The sequence below is a fragment of the Thermovenabulum sp. genome, assembly GCF_049701175.1.
In the GTDB taxonomy this organism is placed as follows: Bacteria; Bacillota; Thermosediminibacteria; order Thermosediminibacterales; family Thermosediminibacteraceae; genus Thermovenabulum.
Genome location: NZ_JBNATW010000020.1, coordinates 1 through 24,190, shown reverse-complemented (window position 1 = coordinate 24,190; position 24,190 = coordinate 1). Strand labels below are relative to the sequence as shown.

23 protein-coding genes are annotated in these 24,190 nt (G+C 33.3%); all 23 read right to left on the bottom strand.

Annotated features, from left to right (window positions below):
• Positions 1-53: 53 nt before the first annotated feature.
• The 23 genes from ACPLVF_RS08035 to proS all read right to left on the bottom strand — a co-directional run bounded on the left by ACPLVF_RS08035 (position 54) and on the right by proS (position 23,845).
• Positions 54-275 carry a YlzJ-like family protein gene (locus ACPLVF_RS08035; protein WP_424907310.1) on the bottom strand — a complete coding sequence of 74 codons (222 nt, stop codon included), beginning with the start codon at positions 273-275 and terminating at the stop codon, positions 54-56.
• A gap of 14 nt (positions 276-289) precedes the next feature.
• Positions 290-1,012 carry a ClpP family protease gene (locus tag ACPLVF_RS08030; protein WP_424907309.1) on the bottom strand — a complete coding sequence of 241 codons (723 nt, stop codon included), beginning with the start codon at positions 1,010-1,012 and terminating at the stop codon, positions 290-292.
• A gap of 155 nt (positions 1,013-1,167) precedes the next feature.
• Entirely contained in the window at positions 1,168-1,626 is a 459-nt protein-coding gene (locus ACPLVF_RS08025) for an S-ribosylhomocysteine lyase (protein WP_424907308.1), read from the bottom strand.
• 230 nt (positions 1,627-1,856) lie between these two features.
• The gene (locus ACPLVF_RS08020) at positions 1,857-3,524 is read right to left on the bottom strand and encodes a ribonuclease J (protein ID WP_424907307.1); all 1,668 of its coding nucleotides are present in this window, start codon (positions 3,522-3,524) and stop codon (positions 1,857-1,859) included.
• Between the two features lie 28 nt (positions 3,525-3,552).
• Positions 3,553-3,807 carry a YlmC/YmxH family sporulation protein gene (locus tag ACPLVF_RS08015; protein WP_424907306.1) on the bottom strand — a complete coding sequence of 85 codons (255 nt, stop codon included), beginning with the start codon at positions 3,805-3,807 and terminating at the stop codon, positions 3,553-3,555.
• A gap of 69 nt (positions 3,808-3,876) precedes the next feature.
• A complete protein-coding gene (gene dut, locus ACPLVF_RS08010) occupies positions 3,877-4,332 on the bottom strand; it encodes a dUTP diphosphatase (RefSeq protein ID WP_424907305.1) in 456 nt (151 codons plus the stop codon).
• A gap of 87 nt (positions 4,333-4,419) precedes the next feature.
• Positions 4,420-5,127, bottom strand: coding sequence for a polysaccharide deacetylase family protein (locus tag ACPLVF_RS08005; protein ID WP_424907304.1), 708 nt, complete (start codon positions 5,125-5,127; stop codon positions 4,420-4,422).
• A gap of 110 nt (positions 5,128-5,237) precedes the next feature.
• The gene (locus tag ACPLVF_RS08000) at positions 5,238-7,337 is read right to left on the bottom strand and encodes a polyribonucleotide nucleotidyltransferase (protein ID WP_424907303.1); all 2,100 of its coding nucleotides are present in this window, start codon (positions 7,335-7,337) and stop codon (positions 5,238-5,240) included.
• Positions 7,338-7,443: 106 nt separating this feature from the next.
• On the bottom strand, positions 7,444-7,707 hold the full coding sequence (rpsO, locus tag ACPLVF_RS07995) for a 30S ribosomal protein S15 (protein ID WP_424907333.1): 264 nt from the start codon (positions 7,705-7,707) through the stop codon (positions 7,444-7,446).
• A 119-nt stretch (positions 7,708-7,826) separates the two neighbouring features.
• Entirely contained in the window at positions 7,827-8,792 is a 966-nt protein-coding gene (locus ACPLVF_RS07990) for a bifunctional riboflavin kinase/FAD synthetase (RefSeq protein WP_424907302.1), read from the bottom strand.
• Between the two features lie 13 nt (positions 8,793-8,805).
• Positions 8,806-9,705: a tRNA pseudouridine(55) synthase TruB gene (gene truB / locus ACPLVF_RS07985; RefSeq protein ID WP_424907301.1), complete on the bottom strand. Its 900-nt coding sequence runs from the start codon at positions 9,703-9,705 to the stop codon at positions 8,806-8,808.
• Positions 9,680-10,672 (bottom strand): DHH family phosphoesterase, encoded by a 993-nt coding sequence (locus ACPLVF_RS07980; protein ID WP_424907300.1) that lies wholly within the window; start codon positions 10,670-10,672, stop codon positions 9,680-9,682. Before ACPLVF_RS07980 ends, truB begins: the two co-directional genes overlap by 26 nt.
• Positions 10,673-10,676: 4 nt before the next feature.
• A complete protein-coding gene (gene rbfA / locus ACPLVF_RS07975; protein WP_424907332.1) occupies positions 10,677-11,039 on the bottom strand; it encodes a 30S ribosome-binding factor RbfA in 363 nt (120 codons plus the stop codon).
• 37 nt (positions 11,040-11,076) lie between these two features.
• Entirely contained in the window at positions 11,077-13,032 is a 1,956-nt protein-coding gene (infB, locus tag ACPLVF_RS07970) for a translation initiation factor IF-2 (protein ID WP_424907331.1), read from the bottom strand.
• A gap of 37 nt (positions 13,033-13,069) precedes the next feature.
• Positions 13,070-13,420 carry a L7Ae/L30e/S12e/Gadd45 family ribosomal protein gene (locus ACPLVF_RS07965; protein ID WP_424907299.1) on the bottom strand — a complete coding sequence of 117 codons (351 nt, stop codon included), beginning with the start codon at positions 13,418-13,420 and terminating at the stop codon, positions 13,070-13,072.
• The gene (gene rnpM / locus ACPLVF_RS07960) at positions 13,407-13,682 is read right to left on the bottom strand and encodes an RNase P modulator RnpM (protein WP_424907298.1); all 276 of its coding nucleotides are present in this window, start codon (positions 13,680-13,682) and stop codon (positions 13,407-13,409) included. The genes ACPLVF_RS07965 and rnpM overlap by 14 nt, the downstream gene beginning before the upstream one ends.
• Positions 13,683-13,694: 12 nt before the next feature.
• Positions 13,695-14,726, bottom strand: coding sequence for a transcription termination factor NusA (gene nusA / locus ACPLVF_RS07955; RefSeq protein WP_424907297.1), 1,032 nt, complete (start codon positions 14,724-14,726; stop codon positions 13,695-13,697).
• A gap of 2 nt (positions 14,727-14,728) precedes the next feature.
• Positions 14,729-15,211 (bottom strand): ribosome maturation factor RimP, encoded by a 483-nt coding sequence (rimP, locus tag ACPLVF_RS07950; protein WP_424907296.1) that lies wholly within the window; start codon positions 15,209-15,211, stop codon positions 14,729-14,731.
• Positions 15,212-15,325: 114 nt separating this feature from the next.
• A complete protein-coding gene (locus ACPLVF_RS07945) occupies positions 15,326-19,564 on the bottom strand; it encodes a PolC-type DNA polymerase III (protein ID WP_424907295.1) in 4,239 nt (1,412 codons plus the stop codon).
• An 18-nt stretch (positions 19,565-19,582) separates the two neighbouring features.
• Positions 19,583-20,242 carry an MgtC/SapB family protein gene (locus ACPLVF_RS07940; RefSeq protein WP_424907294.1) on the bottom strand — a complete coding sequence of 220 codons (660 nt, stop codon included), beginning with the start codon at positions 20,240-20,242 and terminating at the stop codon, positions 19,583-19,585.
• 1 nt (position 20,243) lies between these two features.
• On the bottom strand, positions 20,244-20,888 hold the full coding sequence (locus tag ACPLVF_RS07935; protein ID WP_424907293.1) for a glycosyltransferase family 2 protein: 645 nt from the start codon (positions 20,886-20,888) through the stop codon (positions 20,244-20,246).
• Between the two features lie 44 nt (positions 20,889-20,932).
• On the bottom strand, positions 20,933-22,387 hold the full coding sequence (locus ACPLVF_RS07930; protein WP_424907292.1) for a YbaK/EbsC family protein: 1,455 nt from the start codon (positions 22,385-22,387) through the stop codon (positions 20,933-20,935).
• Between the two features lie 21 nt (positions 22,388-22,408).
• Positions 22,409-23,845, bottom strand: coding sequence for a proline--tRNA ligase (proS, locus tag ACPLVF_RS07925; protein WP_424907291.1), 1,437 nt, complete (start codon positions 23,843-23,845; stop codon positions 22,409-22,411).
• Positions 23,846-24,190: the final 345 nt, after the last annotated feature.

Below are 24,190 nucleotides of genomic sequence, written 5' to 3'. Positions count from 1 at the left end.
TTCTCCAAATAAATGAAAAATCCTTTTAAAAAACAAAAAGGCTTTAGAGCCTTTTAAGATATTTTAAAAAGTATTATATTACCCGGTTGATATTCAGGATTTAGATAGTCCATCGGATCAGAACTTATAATTCTAATCACTTTGGCAGAAAAATTATCTATGGGTTCAATTATAAGCCTTAAATTCTCTTTAACATTAATTTCTTTATAATTAATATTTACTTTATCAAAACCCTCCATAATTATCTCCATAGGCATTGTCGTATATAATATCATAGGAAAATTCTCCTTTAAACCTTATTTTTTTCTTCTATTAAACTTTTAAGTTTGTTAACGGCTTTCCCTAATCCGCCTACTTCATCTATAATACCGTATTTTACAGCATCTTCCCCAACAAGCACAGTCCCGATATCCCTTGCAAGCTGCCCAGTGTTAAACATAAGTTTTCGCAAACTCTCTTCATTTATCTTTGAATGGTTTACTATGAATTTTATAACCCTATCTTGCATTTTATCAAGGTATTCAAAGGTTTGTGGCACGCCAATTACAAGGCCTGTAAGCCTGATGGGATGTATCGTCATTGTTGCTGTCTCAGCTATAAAGGAATAGTTGCTTGCAACAGCTATCGGCACTCCTATGGAGTGTCCTCCACCTAAAATTAAAGATACTGAAGGCTTAGTCATACTTGCTATCATTTCTGCTAAGGCAAGCCCAGCTTCTACATCTCCGCCTATTGTATTGAGTATTATCAAAAGACCTTCTATTTTTGGATTTTGTTCAATAGCAACTAACTGAGGGATAATATGTTCGTATTTCGTGGTTTTGTTCTGAGGTGGTAAAATAATATGACCTTCAATTTGTCCAACTATTGTAAGGCAGTGTATATTGCTTTCAGAACGAGGCACATCAGTTTGTCCCAATTGATTTATGGTTTCAGTAATAGAAGTTCGCAATGGTACTTCTTGGGTATGGCTATTTTTTTCTAAATTAGAGTAATTATTAGCAAAGGCCATAAATGTTTCATCCTTCCGATATTTTATTTCTTCTTTTATTAGCCTTTACTAATGCCGGATTTTATATTCATATTTGTTTTATTCCGTCAATCAGGAAACAGTTTTATTAAGCCATGTTATTATTAAAGAAAAGATATATATTTTATGAAGTATAATTATAAAGCATAATTCTCAAGAATTATTATACCTTCGTCTAAAACTTTTTTTGCTACTTCTTTTGCATCTTTTATAGAATGATCCATAAAGTTACCACATTGCTTTTCATTTGCTGCAGGAACTTCTTTTGCCTCTAAAACCTTCTTTAGGGAGTTTTCTACGGCTTCTTTTATTTCTTCTAAAGGTGTAACATTAAATTTAGTCAAGTAAAATCCTGTCCTACATCCCATTGGAGAAACATCAATTACTCTATCCAATTCGTCTCGGAGGTATCCTGCCAATAGGTGTTCTAATGTATGCATACCTCCTGTAGATACAGTACCGGTATTGGGAGTTATAAATCTTATATCGTATTTGGCTACTATATCACCTTTATCCCCTTCTTCTATGGCTGCCAGCCTAACATAGGGGGCCTTTACCTTCGTATGATCCAGCTCAAAGCTTTCTACCTTTACCATGTTATCCCTCCATAAAAGAATTTAATACAAACATAATCTTGACCTATATAAGTTAACTGAGTAAATAGCTCTTAATATTGACTTTATGTAACTATTATTTAAGCCTAAATAATTAGTGGAAAATAAATTGAGCAAATTAATCAATGTATTCTAAGATTATAAAATCCTCTTAGCATCAAGCCAAGAGGGAAAAAATAGTTACCCTGTACATCTACCTCAAAAATACAAAATTAAACTTCCATAATTATAGGAAGAATCATAGGCCTTCTTCTTGTCTGCTCAAAAAGGAACTTTCCTAAGGCATCTCTAACTTCGGTTTTTATTGAAGACCATTCAGTTATTTTCTCTTCCTGGCATTTTTTCAATTCTTGTTTTACGATATCTTTTGCCTGTTCAATAAGTTGTTCTGATTCTCTGACATAAACAAAACCCCTTGATATAATGTCAGGCCCTGCTACTACCTCAGTTGTTTCTTTATCAATTGTAACCACAACAATCATAATGCCATCCTGTGCAAGCTGTTTCCTATCCCTTAATACTATATTTCCTACGTCTCCCACACCAAGACCATCAACCAGCACCTTTCCAGCAGTAACTTTACCCGAGAATCTCGCACCATCTTTTGTAAATTCAATAATCCTACCATTTTCTGCGATAAAAATATTTTCTTCAGGAATTCCGACTTCTTTTGCTAAATTTGCATGATGAATAAGATGCCTGTATTCTCCATGAACCGGTATAAAATATTTAGGCTTGACCAAGTTTATCATAAGCTTTAGCTCTTCCTGGCTTGCATGACCCGAAACATGCACTCCCGAAATTTTCTCATATATTACATCAGCGCCTTGTTTAAAAAGATGGTCAATAGTTCTCGCAACCAATTTCTCATTTCCCGGTATTGGCGTAGCAGCTATTAAAACTGTATCCCCCGGTATTATTTCAAGTTTTTTATGCTCGGACATCGCCATTCGGGTTAAAGCAGACATAGGTTCTCCTTGACTTCCTGTTGTAATAATTACAATCTTATTTTTTGGAAGGCGACTTACTTCATCAAGCTCTAAAATCATATTTTCCGGCAAATTTATATATCCTAAGTTTGCTGCAATAGATACAGTGTTTACCATACTCCTTCCAACAATTGCAACTTTTCTATCATACTTAAAAGCTGCATCTACAACTTGTTGTATTCGATGTATATTTGAAGCGAAAGTAGCTACAATAATTCTGCCTTTTGCCATGCTAAAAATTTCATCAATAGTAGCACCTACAACCTTTTCGGACATAGTATAGCCCATTCTTTCTGCATTAGTGCTGTCAGATAATAGTGCTAAAACCCCTTTACTACCTAATTCCGCAAGTTTATGTAGATCTGCAATTTTGCCATCTACAGGTGTCTGATCAAATTTAAAATCACCAGTATGGCAAATTGTGCCGATAGGAGTATGTATAGCAATGCCTAAGGAATCAGGTATACTGTGATTTACTCGGAAAAATTCAACTAAAAAGTTTCCTATTTTTACTGTTTGAAGCGGATTAACTACATTCATTGGGATATTTTTTTTGATTTTATTTTCCTTTAATTTTCCTTCGACTAAACCTAAGGTAAGTTTTGTTCCATATAAAGGAACATTTATTTCTTGTAATACATAAGGTAGTGCTCCAATATGATCTTCGTGACCATGAGTTAATAATATAGCTTTCACATTTTCTCGATTCTCTTTAAGATAAGTTATATCCGGAATCACAATATCTATCCCCGGCATATCTTCTTCGGGGAACATTAATCCCGCATCAATTACCAGTATTTCTTTTTCATACTGTACTATTGTCATATTTTTGCCTATTTCTCCGAGGCCGCCAAGGGGAATTATTTGGATTTTGGGTTCATTTTTTGACAAAAAATAGCACCTCCACCGTAAATATTTTTTATTTATTGCCGTAAATTTGTCTTTCAGTTTCTATAATTATGATATCTGGCCCTATTCTTTTTATAGACTCCCACGGAATCTGTATATAGTTTTTTATTCCAAAGGATAAAAATCGGAATTTCCCAGGCACCAAAATATATTCAATTTTCCCACTTTGTTCATCAAAAATCAGATCTATATACCCGCTATTCCCCATTTTTTCTCCATTTTCTAAATTTATTATTTCCTTACTGCAAAGTTCACTTAACCTCATAAAACATGCCCCCCTTAATTTATATTCTATGGGGGCATTTACCATTTTAATACTTGTTTTTAAAATTATTTATAAGCCGGTATGGCCAAAACCTCCCTCTCCTCTTTCTGTCTGGTTTAACTCTTCAACCTCAATTAAATTAGCCTTTATAACTTTTGACACAACCATTTGGGCTATTCTATCGCCTCTTTTTACTATAAAATCTTTTTTCCCGTGGTTTATTAGTATAACCTTTATTTCTCCTCTATAATCTGCATCAACTGTCCCGGGGGCATTAAGAACAGTAACACCGTATTTCAAAGCAAGCCCGCTTCTTGGGCGAATCTGAGCTTCATAACCTGTCGGCAATTCTAAAACGAAACCACATGGTATCAATTTTATTTCACCTGGTTTTATTATTATATCTTCTTTTATCGCAGCAAAAAGATCCATTCCGGCAGAAAAAGGGGTCATATAAGAGGGAAGGGGTAAATCTTCAAATCCCTTATTTTTTTTTATTTTAACGCTTATTGTTTTCAACAGCATACACCTCAATTGCACTTTGAATCTTTTAAAATTAAGTATATAAGATTAAACTACAGTTTTCAACTTTTTCTCTTAATTCCATTTTTTTTATTTTAATAATTCTCCAACTGGAACTATGTCAAAACCTTTCGCTTTTAATTTTTCTATCATTATGGGAAGTGCCTCAATAATATCTTTTGTAGGATGCATTAAAATAATTTTCCCATTGTCTGCCTTTTTTGTGACCTTATTTATTATATACTGTGCACCAGGATTTTTCCAGTCAAGAGTATCTATAGACCACATTATCACTTTGTAACCTAATTCGTCCGCAGCCTTTATGGTTTCTTTCGAGAATTCTCCGTAAGGAGGAGCAAATAATCTAGTTTTTTCATTGATTATTTTGAAAAGTACTTGCTCACATTTTAAAATCTCCTCTTTATTTTCATTTAAGTTCAGCTTTGCGTGGTGAGCATGACTGTATCCATGATTACCGATTTCATGGCCCTTATTCTTTATAGTTTTTACCAATTCCGGGTATTTCTCTGCCCATTTCCCTTCAATAAAGAAAGTGATTTTGATGTCGTTTTTTTCAAATACTTTTAACATGTTAGGAAGATACTCATTCCCCCATGCCACATTGCAGGTAAAGGCTACTGCTTTTTTTTCTGTAGAAAACTCATAAATTGGATTTGTAGTTTCGATACTTTTGTAAAAAAGTACTTCCGTCTTAACAATTGTCCAAAGAAATATTAATAGCAACACCAGTATAATTTTTAAAAAATACCTGGGTAACTTATAAATTATCACTTTCATAAAACCAAGCCTTTCCCCCTATTTTTAAAAGTTTTTATTAAATTTTATTTTTATAAAAAATAAAAAATGACTAAAAAGTACATAAAAAAACATAAACCGATACAATCGGTTTATGCATTTACTTTATTTTTTGGAGTTTCAGGAAAAACATCTTTGTGAGATAAGTTTATTCTCCCCTGTTTATCAATATCTGTAACCTTTACTAATATTTCATCCCCTACATTTACAACATCTTCTACTCTCTTAACGCGTCCTTTTGCAAGTTTAGATATATGCACAAGCCCTTCTTTTCCAGGCAGTATTTCCACAAAAGCTCCAAAATTGGTTATCCTTAAAACCTTTCCGACGTAAACCTTGCCCACTTCCACATCTTGAGTAATCTTATTTATCATATCTAAGGCTTTTTCTCCTGCTTTTTCGTTTGGAGCAGCTACGTATATCCTTCCATCATCTTCTATATCAATTTTTACACCCGTTTCAGAAATGATTTTATTAATTGTTTTGCCTCCAGGTCCAATTACATCCCTAATTTTTTCAGGATCTATTGTGAGTGAAAATATTCTTGGTGCATAGGGGGAAAGTTCTTTTCTGGGCTCTGAAATTACCGATAGCATTTTTTCAAGGATAAATAGCCTTCCTTCTCTGGCTTGAGCTAAAGCTTTTTTTAATATTTCAGCATCAATTCCTTTAATTTTTATATCCATCTGAATGGCAGTAATTCCTTTTGCTGTACCTGCAACTTTAAAATCCATATCTCCTAAAAAGTCTTCAATTCCTTGAATGTCAGAAAGTATCGTAACTTTTTCCTCTTCTTTAATAAGGCCCATTGCTATTCCGGCAACAGGTGCTTTTATAGGAACTCCTGCATCCATTAAGGCAAGGGTGGAACCGCATACACTCGCCATTGAAGTAGAGCCATTTGAACTTAGTACCTCGGAAACAAGTCTAATAGTATAAGGAAATTCTTCTTCAGGTGGAATCATCGGCTCTAGGGCCCTTTCTGCCAAAGCGCCATGACCTATTTCCCTTCTACCAGGTCCCCTTAATACTCTTGTTTCACCGGTACTGTAAGGTGGAAAATTGTAGTGATGCATGTACCTTTTTGTTTCTTCTAAATCAAGACCGTCGAGAATCTGAACATCCCCTAAAGCCCCTAATGTAGCAACGGTTAGCACTTGTGTTTGTCCACGAGTAAATAGCCCTGAACCGTGTGTTCTTGGAAGTATTCCTACTTCACAGGATATAGGTCTTATTTCATTGCTTTTTCTACCATCAGGCCTTATTCCTTCCTTAGTAATCATTTTTCTAACTTCTTCTTTTAAGATGCTGTAAAGGATATCAGAAATTTCTTTCTCTTTCTCTGGGTAAGTTTCAGCAAAATGTAATAAAGTCTCCTCAGTGATCTTTGAAAGATATGCCTCCCTTTCCTGCTTGTCGTAAATACGTATTGCTTTTAATATTTCAGGTGTAGCAAACTCTCTTACAGCTTTTTCCATATCTGCATCTATAACAATTGGAGGAATTTCCATTTTGGGTTTTCCAATTTTAGATATTATTTCTTCCTGAAAAGCAACAATTTTCTTTATTTCTTCATGTCCATAAAGTATAGCATTTAACATTTCTTCTTCAGTCACTTCATCAGCTCCGGCTTCCACCATTAATATGGCATCTTTAGTACCTGCAACAACTAACCTTAATCTGCTTTTTTCATGCTGTTCAACCGTAGGATTAATTACAAATTGTCCATCTACAAGCCCCACTGAAACAGCGCCTACAGGGCCTTCAAAAGGAATATCTGATATACATAATGCTAAAGATGCTCCGTTTATAGCTAATACATCCGGCGTATTGTCTTGATCAACCGATAAAATAGTAGCTATAATTTGAATATCATTCCTTAAATCCTTAGGAAATAAAGGTCTTAAGGGCCTATCTATCAAACGTGCAGAAAGTATTGCTTTTTCACTAGGTTTCCCTTCCCTTTTTATAAAACCGCCGGGGATTTTCCCAACTGCATATAGCCTTTCTTCATAGTCTACTGTGAGGGGTAAAAAGTCTACACCTTCCCTTGGTTCTTTAGAAGCAGTAGCAGTAACAAGCACAACAGTATCACCATATCTTGCCAAAACAGAACCGTTTGCCTGTTGTGCCAATTTGCCTGTTTCAAAAACCAATGTTCTTCCTGCTATTTCTGTTTTAAATACTTCCAACTATTAATTGCCTCCTTTCTTCCATTAAAAACCATAATTTTTATTCTACATCAAATATATTTTTTCCTTCTTTTTTTTAAAAATTAAAGCGGGGAATCCCCGCTTTTTATTTTCTTAAGTCTAACTTTTCAATGATGGTTTTATAGCGTTCAAAATCTTTTTCTTTTAAGTAATTCAGCAATGCTCTCCTTTTTCCTACCATTTTCAAAAGCCCGCGCCTCGAGTGGTGATCTTTTTTATGAATCTTTAAATGTTCTGTAAGTTGATTTATTCTTTCAGTTAGGAGAGCAATTTGTACTTCCGGAGATCCTGTATCATTTTCGTGTACTTTGAATTTATTGATCAGTTCTTGCTTTAATTCCTTTGTCAATGCCACTTTTTTCACCCCCTACTTTTTTTAATCCCCTATTGCCCAGTAACCTACTGGAGGTAGTGGGTAACCGAGCAAGGGTTCATTATTTTATAAATCTTTGATAATTATAGCATATCCTAACCTTTATTACAAGAATATTTAGCCTGAAATGTATCCTTTATTATCTCTCTGGCAATAATTATATCATTTTTTATTTGTTCTGCAAGCTCATTAGGAGAGTTAAACTTTTTTTCATCTCTTATTTTTTTTAAAAAATATACTTCAACCTTTTCTCCATAAATTGTATTTTTAAAATCAAAAATGTGGACCTCCAAAACAGGATATGAATCGTTTAAATTTTTAAAAGTGGGCTTTAATCCTAAATTTGCAATACCTTCGTAAACTTTATCTTTTATCTTTATAATAACAGAATATACTCCATAAGCAGGAATTATAATACCTTCAGGAATTTCTATATTTGCAGTAGGAAAACCAAGCTTCCTACCTATGGATTTCCCTTCTATAACCCTGCCTTCTATACAAAAAGGATATCCTAATAACATTTCCGCCTTTTCTACAAGACCCTCTTTAATTAATGCTCGTATTTTTGAACTGCTAACTATTTCGCCTTTTCTCTTAACAGGCGGGATTATTATAGTCTCAAAACCTTTTTCTTTTCCTATCATTGAAAGCCTTTCTGCATTTCCTTCTCCTCCATAACCAAAAGTAAAATCATAGCCCACCACTACTAATTTAGTTTTAAGTTTCTCAATGAGCATTTTGTTCACAAAATCTATCCATTTAATTTTAGAAAATTCTTGAGTAAAAGGGGCTATAACTAAAATATTTACACCCAAATTTTTGATTATATTGACTTTTTTATCTAAAGTACTGATTAAGAAAAATTCTTTATCTGGAAATAGCACCTTTGAAGGATGAGGTTCAAAAGTAAGAACAGTAGAAATAAGATTTCTCTTTTTTGACTCTTCTTTTAAAACAGTTATAAGTTTTCTATGACCTAAATGTACACCGTCAAAATTCCCCAGCCCTACAGCTGTATTTTCATCTATCTCAAAACTTTCTAAACTCCAAAATATTTTCATTATTATCTCGACCTCAAATAAATATTTTATGAAATTTTAAAGAGTTATTCTTGATTTCCACTTTGCCTACTCCAAAAAAATTGTTGTTGGCATCATATAAAATATAATAATCATCTTTTATTTCTAAATTTTTTTCAAAAAAAAGTTCTTTTAAAGGAATTGTATTTCGTTTTAAAGCTTTTTCTTTTGTATAAGGAAGAACAACCTTTTTCAGAATGCCTTGCAAAGCTTTTTCCAGAGTTATTAAAAAATAACCATTTCTATTTAATTCTGAATATTCTTCTATTTCTCTTATGGTAAAAGATTCTTCTATCAAAAAAGGACCAGAACGCGTCCTTATGAGCAATGACATATGAGCCCCGCATCCTAAATCTCTTCCTATATCCTCACATAGGGTTCTAATATAAGTGCCTTTTGAACAATGAATTTTAATTCGTGCCTTTGGGTTATTAAAATCAAGTAAAGTAATATTATAAATATTTATTTTTCTTGGCTTTCTATCAATAACTATACCCTTTCTTGCATATTCATAAAGTTTTTTACCCTGGATTTTTACCGCTGAAAACATGGGAGGAACTTGTTCTATTTCACCTACGTATTTTAATAGTACTCTCTTAAAATCTTCTATTGTAACATTAGATGGGTCTTTCTCTTCCAAAAGTGTTCCAAAATTGTCACCGGTATCATAGGTTTTACCCAATGTTATCTCAGCAATATATTCTTTATCACAGTTTTCAAAGTATTCTAGCGCTCTTGTGGCCTTACCAATAAAAATGGGAATTACACCGCATGCACCAGGATCCAAGGTACCTCCATGCCCTATTCGCTTAATCTTTAAAACTCTCCTCAAATATGCAACCACATCATGAGAGGTCATACCAGGCGGTTTAAGTAAATTTATTATTCCTTCCATATAGACCCTCTTTCATATACTCTTCAACAGTTTTTACTACTTTTTTTTCTACTTCTTTAATGCTGCCTTCAACTATACAACCTGCTGCTTTTGCATGGCCTCCACCATTCATTTTTTTTGCAATTTCGCTTACATCTATCCAGCTATTTGAACGAAAACTCACTTTTATCTTATTGCAATCCTTTTCTTTAAATAATAGCGCAACTTCTACCCCTTCAATACTCCTTGCATAATCTATCAAGCCTTCAGTATCTTCTTCCAAAGTATTTGTCTTTTCTAATATATCTTTTGTAATCACGAGCCATGCAATTTTGCCATTTTTTGAGATTTTTAATGTTTTTAATGTCTCTTTAAGAAGCAAAAGAGTATTAAGGCTCTTTTTTTCAAAAACTTCCCAGCTCACTTTTTCCGGCCTTACACCTAACTCCACAAAATCTGCTAAAGCCCTTAATGCTGACGATGTAGTGTTTGAATGTTTTGTAGCACCTGTATCAGTTATGATTGCTGTATAAAGGCAAACAGCTATGTCATAGCTTAGCTTAATACCTAAGTGTTTAATTAAATCGTAGACCATTTCTCCCACCGAAGAAGCTGAAGGATCTACAAAATTTAAATCCCCAAATAAAACATGACTTTTATGATGATCAATATTCACAATTATATCTGCATAACTTTTTAAAGGATTCTTAAAACCCAACCTTTCAGAGTCCGCTGAATCAAGGCAAATTATAACATCTTTTTTCTCACTAAGAGCATTTTCTTTTATAATTGAATTTACGCGTGGTAAAAAAAGGTAACGCTTTGGCACAACATCATTTAATACGGGATATACATTTTTTCCCATTTTTTCCAAAGCTATACTTAATCCTATTAGGGAGCCGATAGCATCACCATCAGGTGTAACATGTGAAGTTATTATAAAACTTTTTTTGCTCAATATTAGTTCTTTAACAGGCGAAAAATCCATATTTTTATTCCTCTTCTTTCTCTCCGGGAGAAATATCCCTTAATATCTTGCTGATGTGTATCCCATATTCAATGGAATCATCAAGCTTAAAAGATAGTTCAGGTAGAAATCTTATTCTTATTCTTGAACCTAATTCTCTTCTAATATAACCTTCAGCTTTTTGAATCGTTGATATTATTTCTTCTTTTTCACTGCCACTGTCAAAAATGCTCAAGAATATTTTTGCATGTCTTAAATCCTTAGAAACTTCTACCTTCGTTACAGAAATAAGGCCATGTATGCGGGGGTCTTTCAAATCGTTGTTTATTATATCACTTACCGCTTTTTTTATTTCCCCTGCTATTCTATCAGTCCTCGAATATTCCACCATTTTTCCCCCTTTTTATTCAAATTATTTAAATATACTATAAATCAGTTTGTTCAACTTTTTTGTTTATAAATGCTTCAAGTATATCATCCTCTTTTATATCATTAAATTTTTCAATAGCAATACCGCATTCATAGCCACTTGCTACTTCTTTTACATCGTCTTTAAATCTCTTTAACGACGAGATTTTGCCTTCATATATTACTACACCATTTCTTATTACCCTTATATTTGCATTCCTTGTTATTTTCCCATCAACCACGTAACATCCGGCAACAATCCCAACGTTTGGCACTTTAAATAATGCTCTAACTTGAGCATGGCCTAAAATGACTTCTTTATACTCCGGCTCTAACATACCCTTCATAGCCGCCTGCAAATCATCTATTAAATCGTATATTATACGATAAGTCCTTATATCTATATTTTCCTTTTCCGCTAATTTTCTTGCATTAGAGTCTGGTCTTACATTGAAACCTATCACAATAGCATTTGATGCTGAAGCCAAAAGAATATCGCTTTCACTTATTGCACCTACACCGCCATGTATTATCCTAATTAAGACCTGGTCGTTTGAACATTTTTCAATAGCCTGTTTCAAAGCTTCTAAAGAACCCTGAACATCAGCTTTAACTATAATATTCAGCTCTTTTACTTCGCCCTTCTTTATTTTATCAAAAAGTTTTTCTAATGAAACCTTAGGTGAAGTAATATCTTCTTTTTCCTTTAACAATTCTTTTTCCTTTTCTGCAATTTCCCTTGCTTGTTTTTCATCATCAACTACTTTCAAAATATCTCCAGCTATAGGTACCTCTTCAAAACCTATAACCTCCACAGGAATTGAAGGCGTGGCTTCTTTAATAGATTTCCCAAGAGAATCAAACATTGCCCTTACTTTACCCCAAGTACCTCCAGCTACTATTACGTCTCCGACTCTCAGTGTGCCTTTTTGGACAATCACCGTTGCAACAGGCCCACGTCTTTTGTCAAGTTTTGCTTCAATAATTACACCTATAGCAGGGCTATCATAATCAGCCTTTAATTCTTGCATTTCAGCCACCAATAATACCATTTCCAAAAGTTGATCTATTCCTATGCGATTTCTTGCAGAAACATTTACAAAAATGGTGTCCCCGCCCCATTCTTCTGGAATAAGACCATACTCTGCAAGTTGCTGTTTTACTCTTTCGGGGTTAGCTTCAGGTTTGTCAATTTTATTTACAGCAACGATTATAGGAACTTCTGCAGCTTTGGCATGGTTTATAGCCTCAACCGTTTGAGGCATTACACCATCATCTGCAGCAACCACTAAAATCACAATATCTGTTACACTTGCTCCTCTTGCCCTAAGGGCTGTAAAAGCTTCATGTCCGGGTGTATCAAGAAAGATTATCGTTTTGCCATCTTTTTCTATTTGAGAAGCACCTATATGCTGGGTAATGCCTCCTGCCTCTTGAGCTGCAACCCTTGTTTCACGTATTGCATCTAAAAGTGTAGTTTTCCCATGATCGACATGACCCATAACCGTAACCACTGGTGGACGCGGTTTTAAATTTCCTGATATTTCTTCTTTTATCTTTCTAACAAGTTTTTCTTTTGATTCTTCCTCTTCTTTTTCTGCTTCAAAACCGAATTCTTTTAATAATCTCTTTGCTGATTCAAAATCAATATCAGCATTTATATTGAGCATCAAACCAAAATCAATCAATTTTTTAATTAACTTTACTGGCTCTATGTTTGTCTTTTGTCCTAATTCTTTTATTGTTATTTTTTCCGGTAAAATTACCTTTTGCAGCTTAGGCTTTTGTTGTTCCTCTTTCTTCTCGACCTTAGGTTCTAAAATTTTAACTTCCTTTTCCTCTTCCTTTTCTTTCTTGTTCTTTTTTGGTTCCTTTTCTTCATTAATTAAATCTACAATTAGCTGAGCCATATCATCTTCAAGACTGCTCATATGGTTCTTGACATCAATATCCAAATCTTCTAATATGGACATCAATTTTTTACTGGGCACTCCTAATTTTTTTGCGAGTTCATATACCCTTACTTTTGTCAATATTCCCCACCTCCGAATTTAAATGGGACCCAAGGTATTCCAAAATTTTCCTTGAAATATTTACATCTTTTATCCCAATTACCTTTCTTTCTTCTTTACCAATTGACGAACCTAATTCATATGAATTTCCATAAAAGCAATAGGGTACATTAAATTTTTCGCACATTGCTTTAAAATAGTTTTTTGTATTATCAGAAGCATCTTCAGCAATTATCAATAATTTTATTTTCCCTAAAGGGAGAAATTTTTTAACCAAATCCCATCCTGAAACAATTTTTCCTCCCTTTTGTGCAAGGCCAAGGAGAAAATATATTTTACAAGGCTTCACTTTTTATTACTTCCTCCTTAAGCCTCTCTATTACCTCCTTATCCACTTTGCAATCCAAAGCTTTTGAGAGCCTATCTTCATCTAAAGCCTTATCGAAGCATTTGGGGTCCTTACAAAAATACGCCCCTCTACCTGATTTTTTACCTGTTAGATCAATTAAAATATTTCCGTCAGGAGTTCTAACAACCCTTATTAATTCTTTTTTAGGTTTCATCTGTTTACAGCCCAAACACATTCTTTGAGGGATTTTCTTAGGACTCATTAATAATCCCCCCTATATTTTGCTTTGAGATTTTATGTCTATTTTCCATCCCGTTAATTTAGCAGCAAGCCGAGCATTTTGCCCTTCTTTGCCTATAGCAAGAGAAAGTTGATTATCAGGAACTATAACCCTTGCAGTTTTGTTGTCTTCATCTATATCAACTTTTATAACTTTAGCAGGACTTAAAGCGTTGGAAATATACTCTGCAGCATCTTTGCTCCACTTTATTATATCTATTTTTTCCCCTTTAAGTTCATCTACAATAGCCTGAACTCGCGTACCCTTTTGCCCTACACAAGCTCCAACAGGGTCTACGTTTTCATCTCTGGAATGAACAGCAATTTTTGTCCTTGAACCCGCCTCTCTGGCGATACTTTTTATTTCAACAATTCCTTCATATATTTCAGGTACTTCCAATTCAAAAAGTCTTTTGATAAGTCCGGGATGTGAACGGGATACAGTAATTTGCGGTCCTTTTGTTGTTTTTTTCACCTCTAATATATATACTTTAATTCTTTCTCCTGGATTATATACTTCATTCGGCATTTGTTCGGTCGGTGGTAAAATAACTTCAGTTTTCCCCAAATCTATTATAACATTTTTTTTGTCTATGCGTAGAATAGTACCAGTAACTAAATCTGTCTCTCTTCCTGCAAATTCTTCATATATAATATTCCTTTCAGCTTCTTTAATCCTTTGCATTACCACTTGTTTTGCTGTTTGTGCCGCAATCCTACCAAAATTTTTAGGTTTTACTTCAATTGAAATCACATCTCCGACCTTTACTAATGGGTTTATTTTTTTCGCTTCAACAAGACTTATTTCCAAAAGGGGGTTTATTGCATCTTCTTTTACTGTCTTTTGTGAATACACCTTAACTTCTCCCGTCTCTCTATCAATGTTAATCTTCACGTTTTGTGTAGTTCCGTAATTTTTTTTGTAAGCAGAAACAAGAGCTGCTTCAATAGCTTCTATTAGTATTTCTTTATTTATACCTTTATCCTTTTCAATTTGTTCTAATGCTTCAAGAAACTCTATGTTCATCCTTACCTCTCCTGTTCGTCAAAATTAAAATTAAATTTAAGTCGAGCAGAGGATATTTTATCCTTAGGAATATTAATAACCCTATCCTTTTCTTTTAATACAACTACACCATTAGAAAAATCCTCTAAAACACCTATAAAAGATTTTTTCCCTGATATGGGTTCGTAAGTTTTTACCTCTATCTCACTACCCTTAAATCTTATAAAATCGCTGTCTTTTTTAAGAGGTCTTTCTACACCGGGAGAAGAGACTTCAAGTAAATAGCTTTGAGGAATAGGATCATAAATATCAAGAAGTTTACTTATTTCCTCGCTCACCTCCTGACAATCATTTAATGTAACTCCTCCAGGTTTGTCAATATAATACCTTAAATACCAATTACCCCCTTCTTTTACAAATTCTACATCAACTAATTCGTAAGGTTTTCCCTTCAAAACCTCTTCAGCTATATTTTTCGCTTTTTCTAAAATAAGGATTTTTTGCATAAAACCACCCTTTTTATAAATAATTTAAAAGAGTGGGACAAGACCCACTCTATTACTAATCTTCCAAAATTAATCTTAGTTTATTATAGCACATTGAATTTGTTTATACAATATTCAAAAAAGGCAAATCTGATCTGTCTCCCTTAGCCCACCAAGCACACCGTTTTTTTTCAATATTTCGATGACATTCTTTGTTACTTTTGTTCTTATTCTTAGATCTTCAATAGATGTGAAAAAACCTTTTTGCCTTTCTTCATAAATGCTTAAAGCCGCTGCTATCCCGAGCCCCGGAAGGGCAGTCAAAGGTGGTAAAATACCTTCATCGGTTATTAAAAATTTCTTATAATGAGAACGATAAAGATCTACAGGCAAAAATTCAATACCTCTTAAATACATTTCATTGGCTACTTCTAATATAGTCAATAAGTTCTTTTCTTTTGCTGATGCATCTTTATCTTTTCTTTCAATCTCTTTAATGGCTTCTTTTATTGCCTTTTGCCCTTTTAAAATTAATTCACCGTCAAAGTCATCTGCTCTCACAGTAAAATACGTAGCATAAAAGGCTTTTGGATAGTAGACTTTAAAATAGGCTATCCTAAAAGCCATAATAACATAAGCAACAGCGTGAGCCTTAGGAAACATATATTTTATCTTTTTACAAGAATCTATAAACCATGATTCCACATTATTTTTTCTCATTATTTCCTCTTCTTCAGGTTTTAAACCTTTACCTTTTCTAACTCTTTCCATAATATTGAAAGAAATTTTGGGTTCCACACCTTTCTCAATTAAGTGTAACATAATATCATCTCGCGTAGCAATTACTTCTTTTAATGTTGCAATTTTATTTTTAATTAAATCCTGGGCATTATTAAGCCAAACATCAGTACCATGGGATAATCCACTAATTCTAATAAGTTCGGAAAAAGTAGTAGGCCTTGTCTCCTCCAACATCTGCCTTACAAAACGGGTACCGAATTCAGGTACGCCTAATGTTCCTACTGTAGTTCCAATATCTTCTGGATTTAACCCAAGGGGTTCTAAGCTCGAAAAAATTCCCATAGTTTTTTTATCATCCAAGGGGATTTCCTTAGCGTTTACACCGGTCTCTTCCTCCAACATTTTTATCACCGTTGGATCATCATGCCCTAAAAGATCTAATTTTAAAAGCCTTTCACTTATCGAATGGTAATCAAAATGGGTAGTGATAACCCCCGATTCTCTATCATCAGCCGGAAATTGAATAGGAGTAAATTCATAGATTTCCTTATCTTTTGGAACAACCATTAATCCGCCGGGGTGTTGACCTGTAGTCCTTTTTACACCGGTTATACCCATTGCCAACCTTTTTACTTCACATTCGGGTATTTGCAATTTTTTCTCATTTACATAAGCCTTGACAAATCCATAAGCGGTTTTTTCAGCAATTGTAGAAATGGTTCCAGCCCTAAATACGCTTTCCTTCCCGAAAAGCTCTTCTGTATATTTGTGAGCTTTAGATTGATATTCACCAGAAAAATTAAGGTCTATATCCGGTACTTTATCTCCTTCAAAACCCATAAACACTTCAAAAGGAATATTAAAACCATCTTTTTTCATTTTTGTGGAGCATCGGGGGCAAAATTTATCTGGAAGGTCTGGACCAACAATGCCTTCATTATTTTCTACAAATATAGTATTTTTGCATTTTGGACATATATAATGAGGAGGCAAAGGGTTTACTTCAGTAATTTCACACATTGTTGCCACAAGAGATGAACCCACAGAACCCCTTGACCCTACTAAATAGCCATCATTTAGTGATTTCTTTACAAGCTTATGGGCAATTAAATATATTACTGAATAACCATTGTTAACTATTGAGTTTAATTCCCTTTCTAATCTTTTCTTTACAATTTCAGGAAGCTCTTCACCATATATTTCCTTTGCCCTTTTATATGCCATTTGTATTATTTCCTTTTCTGCGCCTTCTATTTTTGGGGGATACAATTCATCAGGCACAGGTTTTAAGTTAGCTTTAACCATTTGAGCAATTTTTTTAGGATTATCGATAACGACTTCATAGGCTTGTCTTTCCCCTAAATACTCTGCTTCCAATAACATTTCTTTTGTCGTCATTAAATAAAGCATTGAGCTATTATCATAATCTTGATAGCCTTGAGCGTGAAGCAGTATTTTTCTGTAAATTTCATCTTCTGGGTTTATAAAATGTGCATCACTTGTCATTACAACAGGCTTTTCAAGTTTTTTGCCAAGTTGGTATATTTTTTTATTTATTTCTTTTAATGTTTCTTCATTTTTAACAATCCCTTTTTGTATCATAAAGTAGTTATTTTTTATAGGTTGAATTTCTAAAAAATCATAAAAAGAGGCAATCCTTTCAATATCCTCTTGAGAATGATTGTTTAATATAGCTTGAAAAAGTTCGCCAGATTCACAAGCAGTTCCTATTAATAGCCCTTCTCTTAAGGAATTTAGAAGAGATTTTGGAATCCTGGGATGCCTATAAAAATAATTCAAATGGGAAATTGACACCAATTTGTATAAATTATAAAGGCCTACTTCATCTTTTGCCAAAATAATAGCATGGTAGGAATTTAGGTTGTAAGGAATATTTAAAGTGTTTAAATCCGAAAGTTTAACTGCTCCTTTCTCTTTTGCTTTTTTAATAAGCTCAATAAAAATTAGAGCCAATGCATTAGCATCGTCTAAAGCCCTGTGGTGATTCTTTAATTTTATGTTTAATCTTTTCGCAATTGTATCTAATTTATGGTTTTTAATGTCATCCAAAACCACAGCAGATAAAGCCATAGTATCAATTATTTTGTTTTCAAAGACGATATTTAGTTTGTTAAAATCTCGTCTTAAAAATCCTGAGTCAAATTCTGCATTATGAGCTATAAAAACAGCATCTTTTATAAAATCTTTAAACCTACTTAAAGCTTCTTTAAGTGTTGGGGCATTTTCTACCATAGAGTTGCTTATTCCTGTCAAGCTTGAAATATTTGAAGGAATTGATTTTTTTGGTTTGATAAAAGTATGGAATGTCTCTAATATTTCTCCTTTGTAAATCTTTACCGCACCTATTTCTATTATTTCATCGGTATCTATAGAAAGACCAGTTGTTTCAATATCAACCACAACATAATAAAAATCATCAATATTCCCATCAGGAGGAAATGATATTACTGGAAATTGATCATCAAAAATATAAGCTTCCATTCCGTATATAGGCTTAATCCCTGAATTTGTCGAAGCTTCATAAATTTCAGGGAAGGCTTGAACTACACCGTGGTCGGTAAAAGCTACAGCCTCCCAACCCCAGCTCTTTACAATTTCAATAACATCTTTGGGAGAGCAGACAGCATCCATTGAAGAAAACCTTGTATGCAAATGAAGTTCAACCCGTTTTTCCTCTGCTTCATCCTTTCGAAAAGGTTTTTCAGACAATTTTATATCAAAGGGTATTAATTCATATTCCTGAGAAAACTTGCTTTTTTCAATTTTCCCTCGTATTTTTAAATACTGTCCTTCTTCCAATGAATTTAGCAAATCTTTTTTTTCCTTCGGTAAAAATACCTTTACCGGCAAAGAACCTGTATTATCAGTTATTGCAAAAGTAATAAGCTGGCCCTCATTCTTCAATTCTTTAGACTGAATATCGAAAACTTTTCCTAAAACAACTACCTCTTTTTGCTCACCTATAATTGTATTTATAAAAATCGGTTCCAGGTTAAAATCTTTACCCAGAAGTATTTCTTTTTGTTTTTCCTGTTTTTCTTCTTTGTTTTGATTAATTTCTTCTAAAATAGTTTGTACAATTTTCCTTTCTTCTTCTTCATAATCGTAATATTCAATTTCTGATTTTTCTTTAAACTCAACAAATATCTCAATCCCTAACTTTGAAAAATAATTTTCAATAAAATCCTTAACTCTCTTTTTTTCTAAATACTTATTCCCATTTTTCTCTACGATAATTTCGAATAAACCATTTTTATATTCGTAATATGAATTCATCATAAATATCCTACAGGAAGGGTATTTTTTAAAAAGCTCTTCTTTGCAATTTTCCCAATTATTTTCTAATATTTCTAAAACATCTCTACTATTTATATTTTCCTTTGATTTTACGATATTAACCTTTATTATTGCTTCTTTCCCAATTTTTTCTTCAAAATCTTTTATAATTTTTTTAATTAATTTTTCGTTAATTGGTGATTCAATTTCTAAAAAAATATTCACCTGTTTTTCTTTTTTAATTATTTCAACCTTTTTAATCCGAGTCTTTTTCAATTCTACGATTTCTTTCTCACTATAATTATTAGATGAAATAAAATTTACAATTTCTGTCATGGCTCTTCCTCCAAAAATTTACATATCAATGCATTGCACACCTTCTATTGAAGACAGTTTCATAATAACCTCTTCCATTTTTATGTTTGACGGAAGCCTAACAGTCAAATTTACATATACCTTGCCTTCCTCTAAAACCTCCATTTTGACATTTCGAATACTAATACCAAATTCACCTAAAGTTGTACCTATTTTCCCCAACTGTCCTGGTCTATCCACAATTGTTAAATTAATATTATATAATAACCGCTTTTTTATGAATATTACTTCTATTTTTGTTAAAGATATAAGGGTAATAAAAGTAAAAATTGTAGCAATTACCGCTGCAGAATAGAAACCACATCCTATAGCAAGCCCTATTGAGGCCACGGTCCAAAGGCTTGCTGCTGTGGTTAAGCCTTTAACAGTAGGACCAACCCTTATAATAGTTCCTGCACCTAAAAAACCTATACCGCTTACAACTTGTGCAGCAATCCTTGAAGGATCTGTAGAAGTAAAAGCTCTAAATTCTTCAAAAATAAAAATTGAAACCAGCATTGTTAAAGTGGAGCCCACACATACGAGCACATGGGTCCTAAAACCTGCTGGCCTATTAACACTTTCTCTTTCTATTCCTATTATTCCTCCAAGTATAATCGATAAAAGGAGACGGACTATTACTTCCTTTTGAGTAATCAATTTAATACACCCCAAATTTTAGTTTAATCAAAGCTTTTATAACATCTCTATACATCTTTAATCGGGCCAAACTTCCTTTTAATAATCCCCTTTTTTCTTCTTTCATTACATGCGTTAAGTCGTATAAATCCACCATTTTTACTTTTAAATTTTCCCTCTTTGCTAAAATGGTTAAAGCCATTTCTAAACCATAATTTTCTACAGGATATTCTATCAATTTTTCTAACACTTGTCTTTTTAATGCTCTTTGACCTGAAAGGAACGGGGTAATTTTTTGAGCCAGGTCAGTGGCGCCTCTCCCATTTTTAAAAATTCCTATACTCATATCTGCTTCATTTTTTTTGATAGGTTCAATTAGTTTCAAAAGATGCTCTTTTTTTAAACCGACTAAATCTGCATCAATCATTAAGATAATATCTGAATTGGATAATTTAAAACCTTCTAAAACCGCTGTAAACTTACCCTTATTTTTCTTAAAATCTATAACTTTTACACCTAAAGCCCTTCCAATATCTGAAGTGCTGTCTGTTGATCCATCACTTACAAGAATTATTTCATTGCACAGCCCAGATTCAATAATAGTTTTTAAAACACTCCCTACCGTCCGTTCTTCATTAAATGCGGGAATGATAGCCGCCACTGACATGTATCCCTCTCCTTTTATTTATTTTTATAAGCAAAAAAAATTTATCACAGAGAATTAAAAAATTCAATATTAAAATTTCTTAATTCTACTTCAAAAGACCTTCCTGTTTTTCTTTCTTTTACCTCTATTTTACCTTCCTTTACAAATTTATTACCTATGATTATTTTATAAGGTATACCTAATAAATCAGCATCTTTAAATTTTACGCCAGGGCTTTCTTCTCTATCATCAATTATTACTTCTTCGTATTTTTTTAACTTATCGTAAAGGTCTTCTGCAGCTTGAAAAATTTTCTCATTTTTAACATTTATCGGTATAATATAACAAAGTGCAGGTGAAAACTCTCTATCAAAAATCAATCCTTCTGAATCCTTGTTCACTTCATTAATAATATAGAAAAGGACCGAAAGATCAAGTTGGCCATTAATAAAAACATTCTCCTCTTCCTTATTATATGTAAGGCTTCCTAATTTTTGCCCTTGTATAAACTCCATAGGATTAAAACAATTGGGGCAAGGATCCTTTTCTATGTTTTCTTTTATATCGCAAACTATATCTATCTTAAAATCTTTTGCAGGAATGACATTAATAAAGTGGAAGTCTTCCTCGTTTGCTCCTATAATTGCATTTTCCATATTCATAATATCCTTATCAGCTACAATTTTCATGTTTAATCCTATGGGTCCTGCATAACCTATCTTTGTATTTGCAAAATTTTTTATCTCTTCTTCATCGGCAAGTTGTATTTTTTTAGCTCCTAAAACCCTTTTTAACTTCTCTTCATTAATGTTTCGCGAACCTTTAACAAGGGCTGCTATGTATTCTTCTTTATTATCAAAATAAATTTTATAAATTAAGGTCTTAATTGTTTTTTCCGGAGATACTTTTAAATAACTGCAAAGGTCTGATATTGTTTTTGCTCCTGGTGTATAGACTTTTTCTATATTTTCATTTTTACCAAAATTTTTTTGATTTAATATTTCCTTGTAACCCACATAATTTATTGAATAAGATTTTAAACATTTAGGGCAATGTAAAAAAGTATAATTTGTTTTTTCAGAAGTTACAGCATATATAATTTCATCATTATTTTCTTCCACCAAATACAATCTATCTTTTATTTCTTCCTTTATAGTCCGTTTTAGAATTTCTAATACTATATCCTTCAATTTTTCATTTTCTTTTGTAATCTCATAAAAATACAAACTAAAATTATCAAAAAGGTATAATTTTAAGGGCATAACTTTATTACTATTAATTTCCCTTTTTATATCAAAAATTGAAGGAAACTCCTGGTATATTTTAAGGTAATTCTCGGTTTCTAAAATATTTATTATAGCATCCTTTATTTTATCTATTACCTTAGCTCCAAGAGGATAAAAGGTCAGGGTCTCCCCTGACCTAACAAGTCCGCTTTTAAATATAAGTTTTTCCGTTTCATAATTCAAAACGGATGGAATGTTAAAAGCAGTTCTTGGAAAAATTTCTGACATTCTCATATATTTTTCACCTCATAAGCTTTAATAAGACTTTGCAAAATAAACCATTTTTTCAGCTTCTTTTCCGCATACTATACACTTATCTGAAAATTTTTCCTGCTCAAAGGGTATGCAGCGCAGAGTAGCACCAGTCATCTCCTTTACATACTTTTCACAATCGCCGCTACCGCACCACATAGCTTTTACAAATCCTCGATAATTTTCAATATTGTATTTTAATTCATCAAAATTTAATGCTACCCTTGTGTTTTCATCCCTAAATTTCTTGGCTTGTTCAAACATGGTTTTTTGTATATCATCCAAGAGATTTTTTAAATAATCAACAACATTTTCCTCCGCTACAAAATTCTTTTCAAAAGTATCTCTTCTTACAACTACTACCTGCTTCTTTTCTATATCTTTTGGACCAATTTCTATCCTCACAGGGACGCCTTTCATTTCCCACTCGTTGAACTTCCAACCAGGAGTGTATTCATCTCTCTCATCAATCTCGACCCTGAATTCTGATTTCAAGAGTTCATATATTTCTTTTGCTTTGCCTAATACCAATTCTTTTTGTTGTCCGTATATGGGTATAATTATAACCTGAATAGGCGCTACCCTCGGTGGTAATTTTAACCCTCGGTCATCACCATGGGTCATTATTATTGCGCCTATTAGTCTTGTGGAAACACCCCACGAGGTCTGCCACACGTATTTTAATTGACCATCTTGGTCTAAAAATTGTATGTCAAAAACCTTTGAAAAATGCTGTCCTAAATTGTGAGAAGTACCTGCCTGAAGAGCCCTTCCATCACTCATCAATGCCTCAATGGTATAGGTTCTCAATGCGCCTGCGAATTTTTCATTTTCAGATTTTCTACCTTTTATAACCGGTATAGAAAGCTCTGATTCCACAAAATCCCTGTATACTTCAAGCATTCTTAAAGTTTCTTCTTCTGCATCTTCTTCAGTTCTATGTGCTGTATGGCCTTCCTGCCACAAAAATTCTGCCGTTCTTAAGAAAGGTTTTGTGCTCTTTTCCCATCTAACCACATTGCACCATTGGTTTATTAACACCGGCAAATCTCTGTAGGATTTTATCCATTTAGAATACATACTACAAATAATCGTTTCTGAAGTAGGCCTTACCGCAATTCTTTCGGCAAGTTCTTCTTGACCACCGTGAGTCACCCATGCCACTTCTGGAGCAAATCCTTCCACATGTTCAGCTTCTTTTTTTAGTAAAGATTCGGGAATAAAAACTGGAAAATATGCGTTTTTATGACCCGTGTCTTTAAAACGCTTATCTAAAAGTCTTTGTATATTTTCCCATATTGCATATCCGTATGGCCTTATGACCATGCAGCCCCTTACAGGAGAATAGTCGGCAAGTTCCCCTTTCAAAATAACATCGACATACCATTGAGCAAAATCTTCACTGCGCGGAGTAATTTCTTTCACAAATTTTTCTTCCATACAATAGCCTCCTTCTGATTTTTTTAATAAAAAAACCTTCACCCGAAGGGGCGAAGGTTGCTCGCGGTACCACCCTATTTGGGACTCCTTTTGATAACGGCTAATGCCGGCAAATGCGGTTCAGGAGGTGGGTTCGAAAGTTCCTTGCGGCGACCCTTTCAGCCTATGGGGTTCGCTCTCTTTGCGCAGGATATCTTTCTAATAGCCTCCGTCAACACCTTTAAAATATTAAATTTGTTATTATATTTTAAAAAAAATATCCACTTTTGTCAAATATTTTTCTTTTCATCTGTTATCCGTCTGTGATATTGTCAGGGTGAAATCCATCTGAGAAAATGTCAGTAT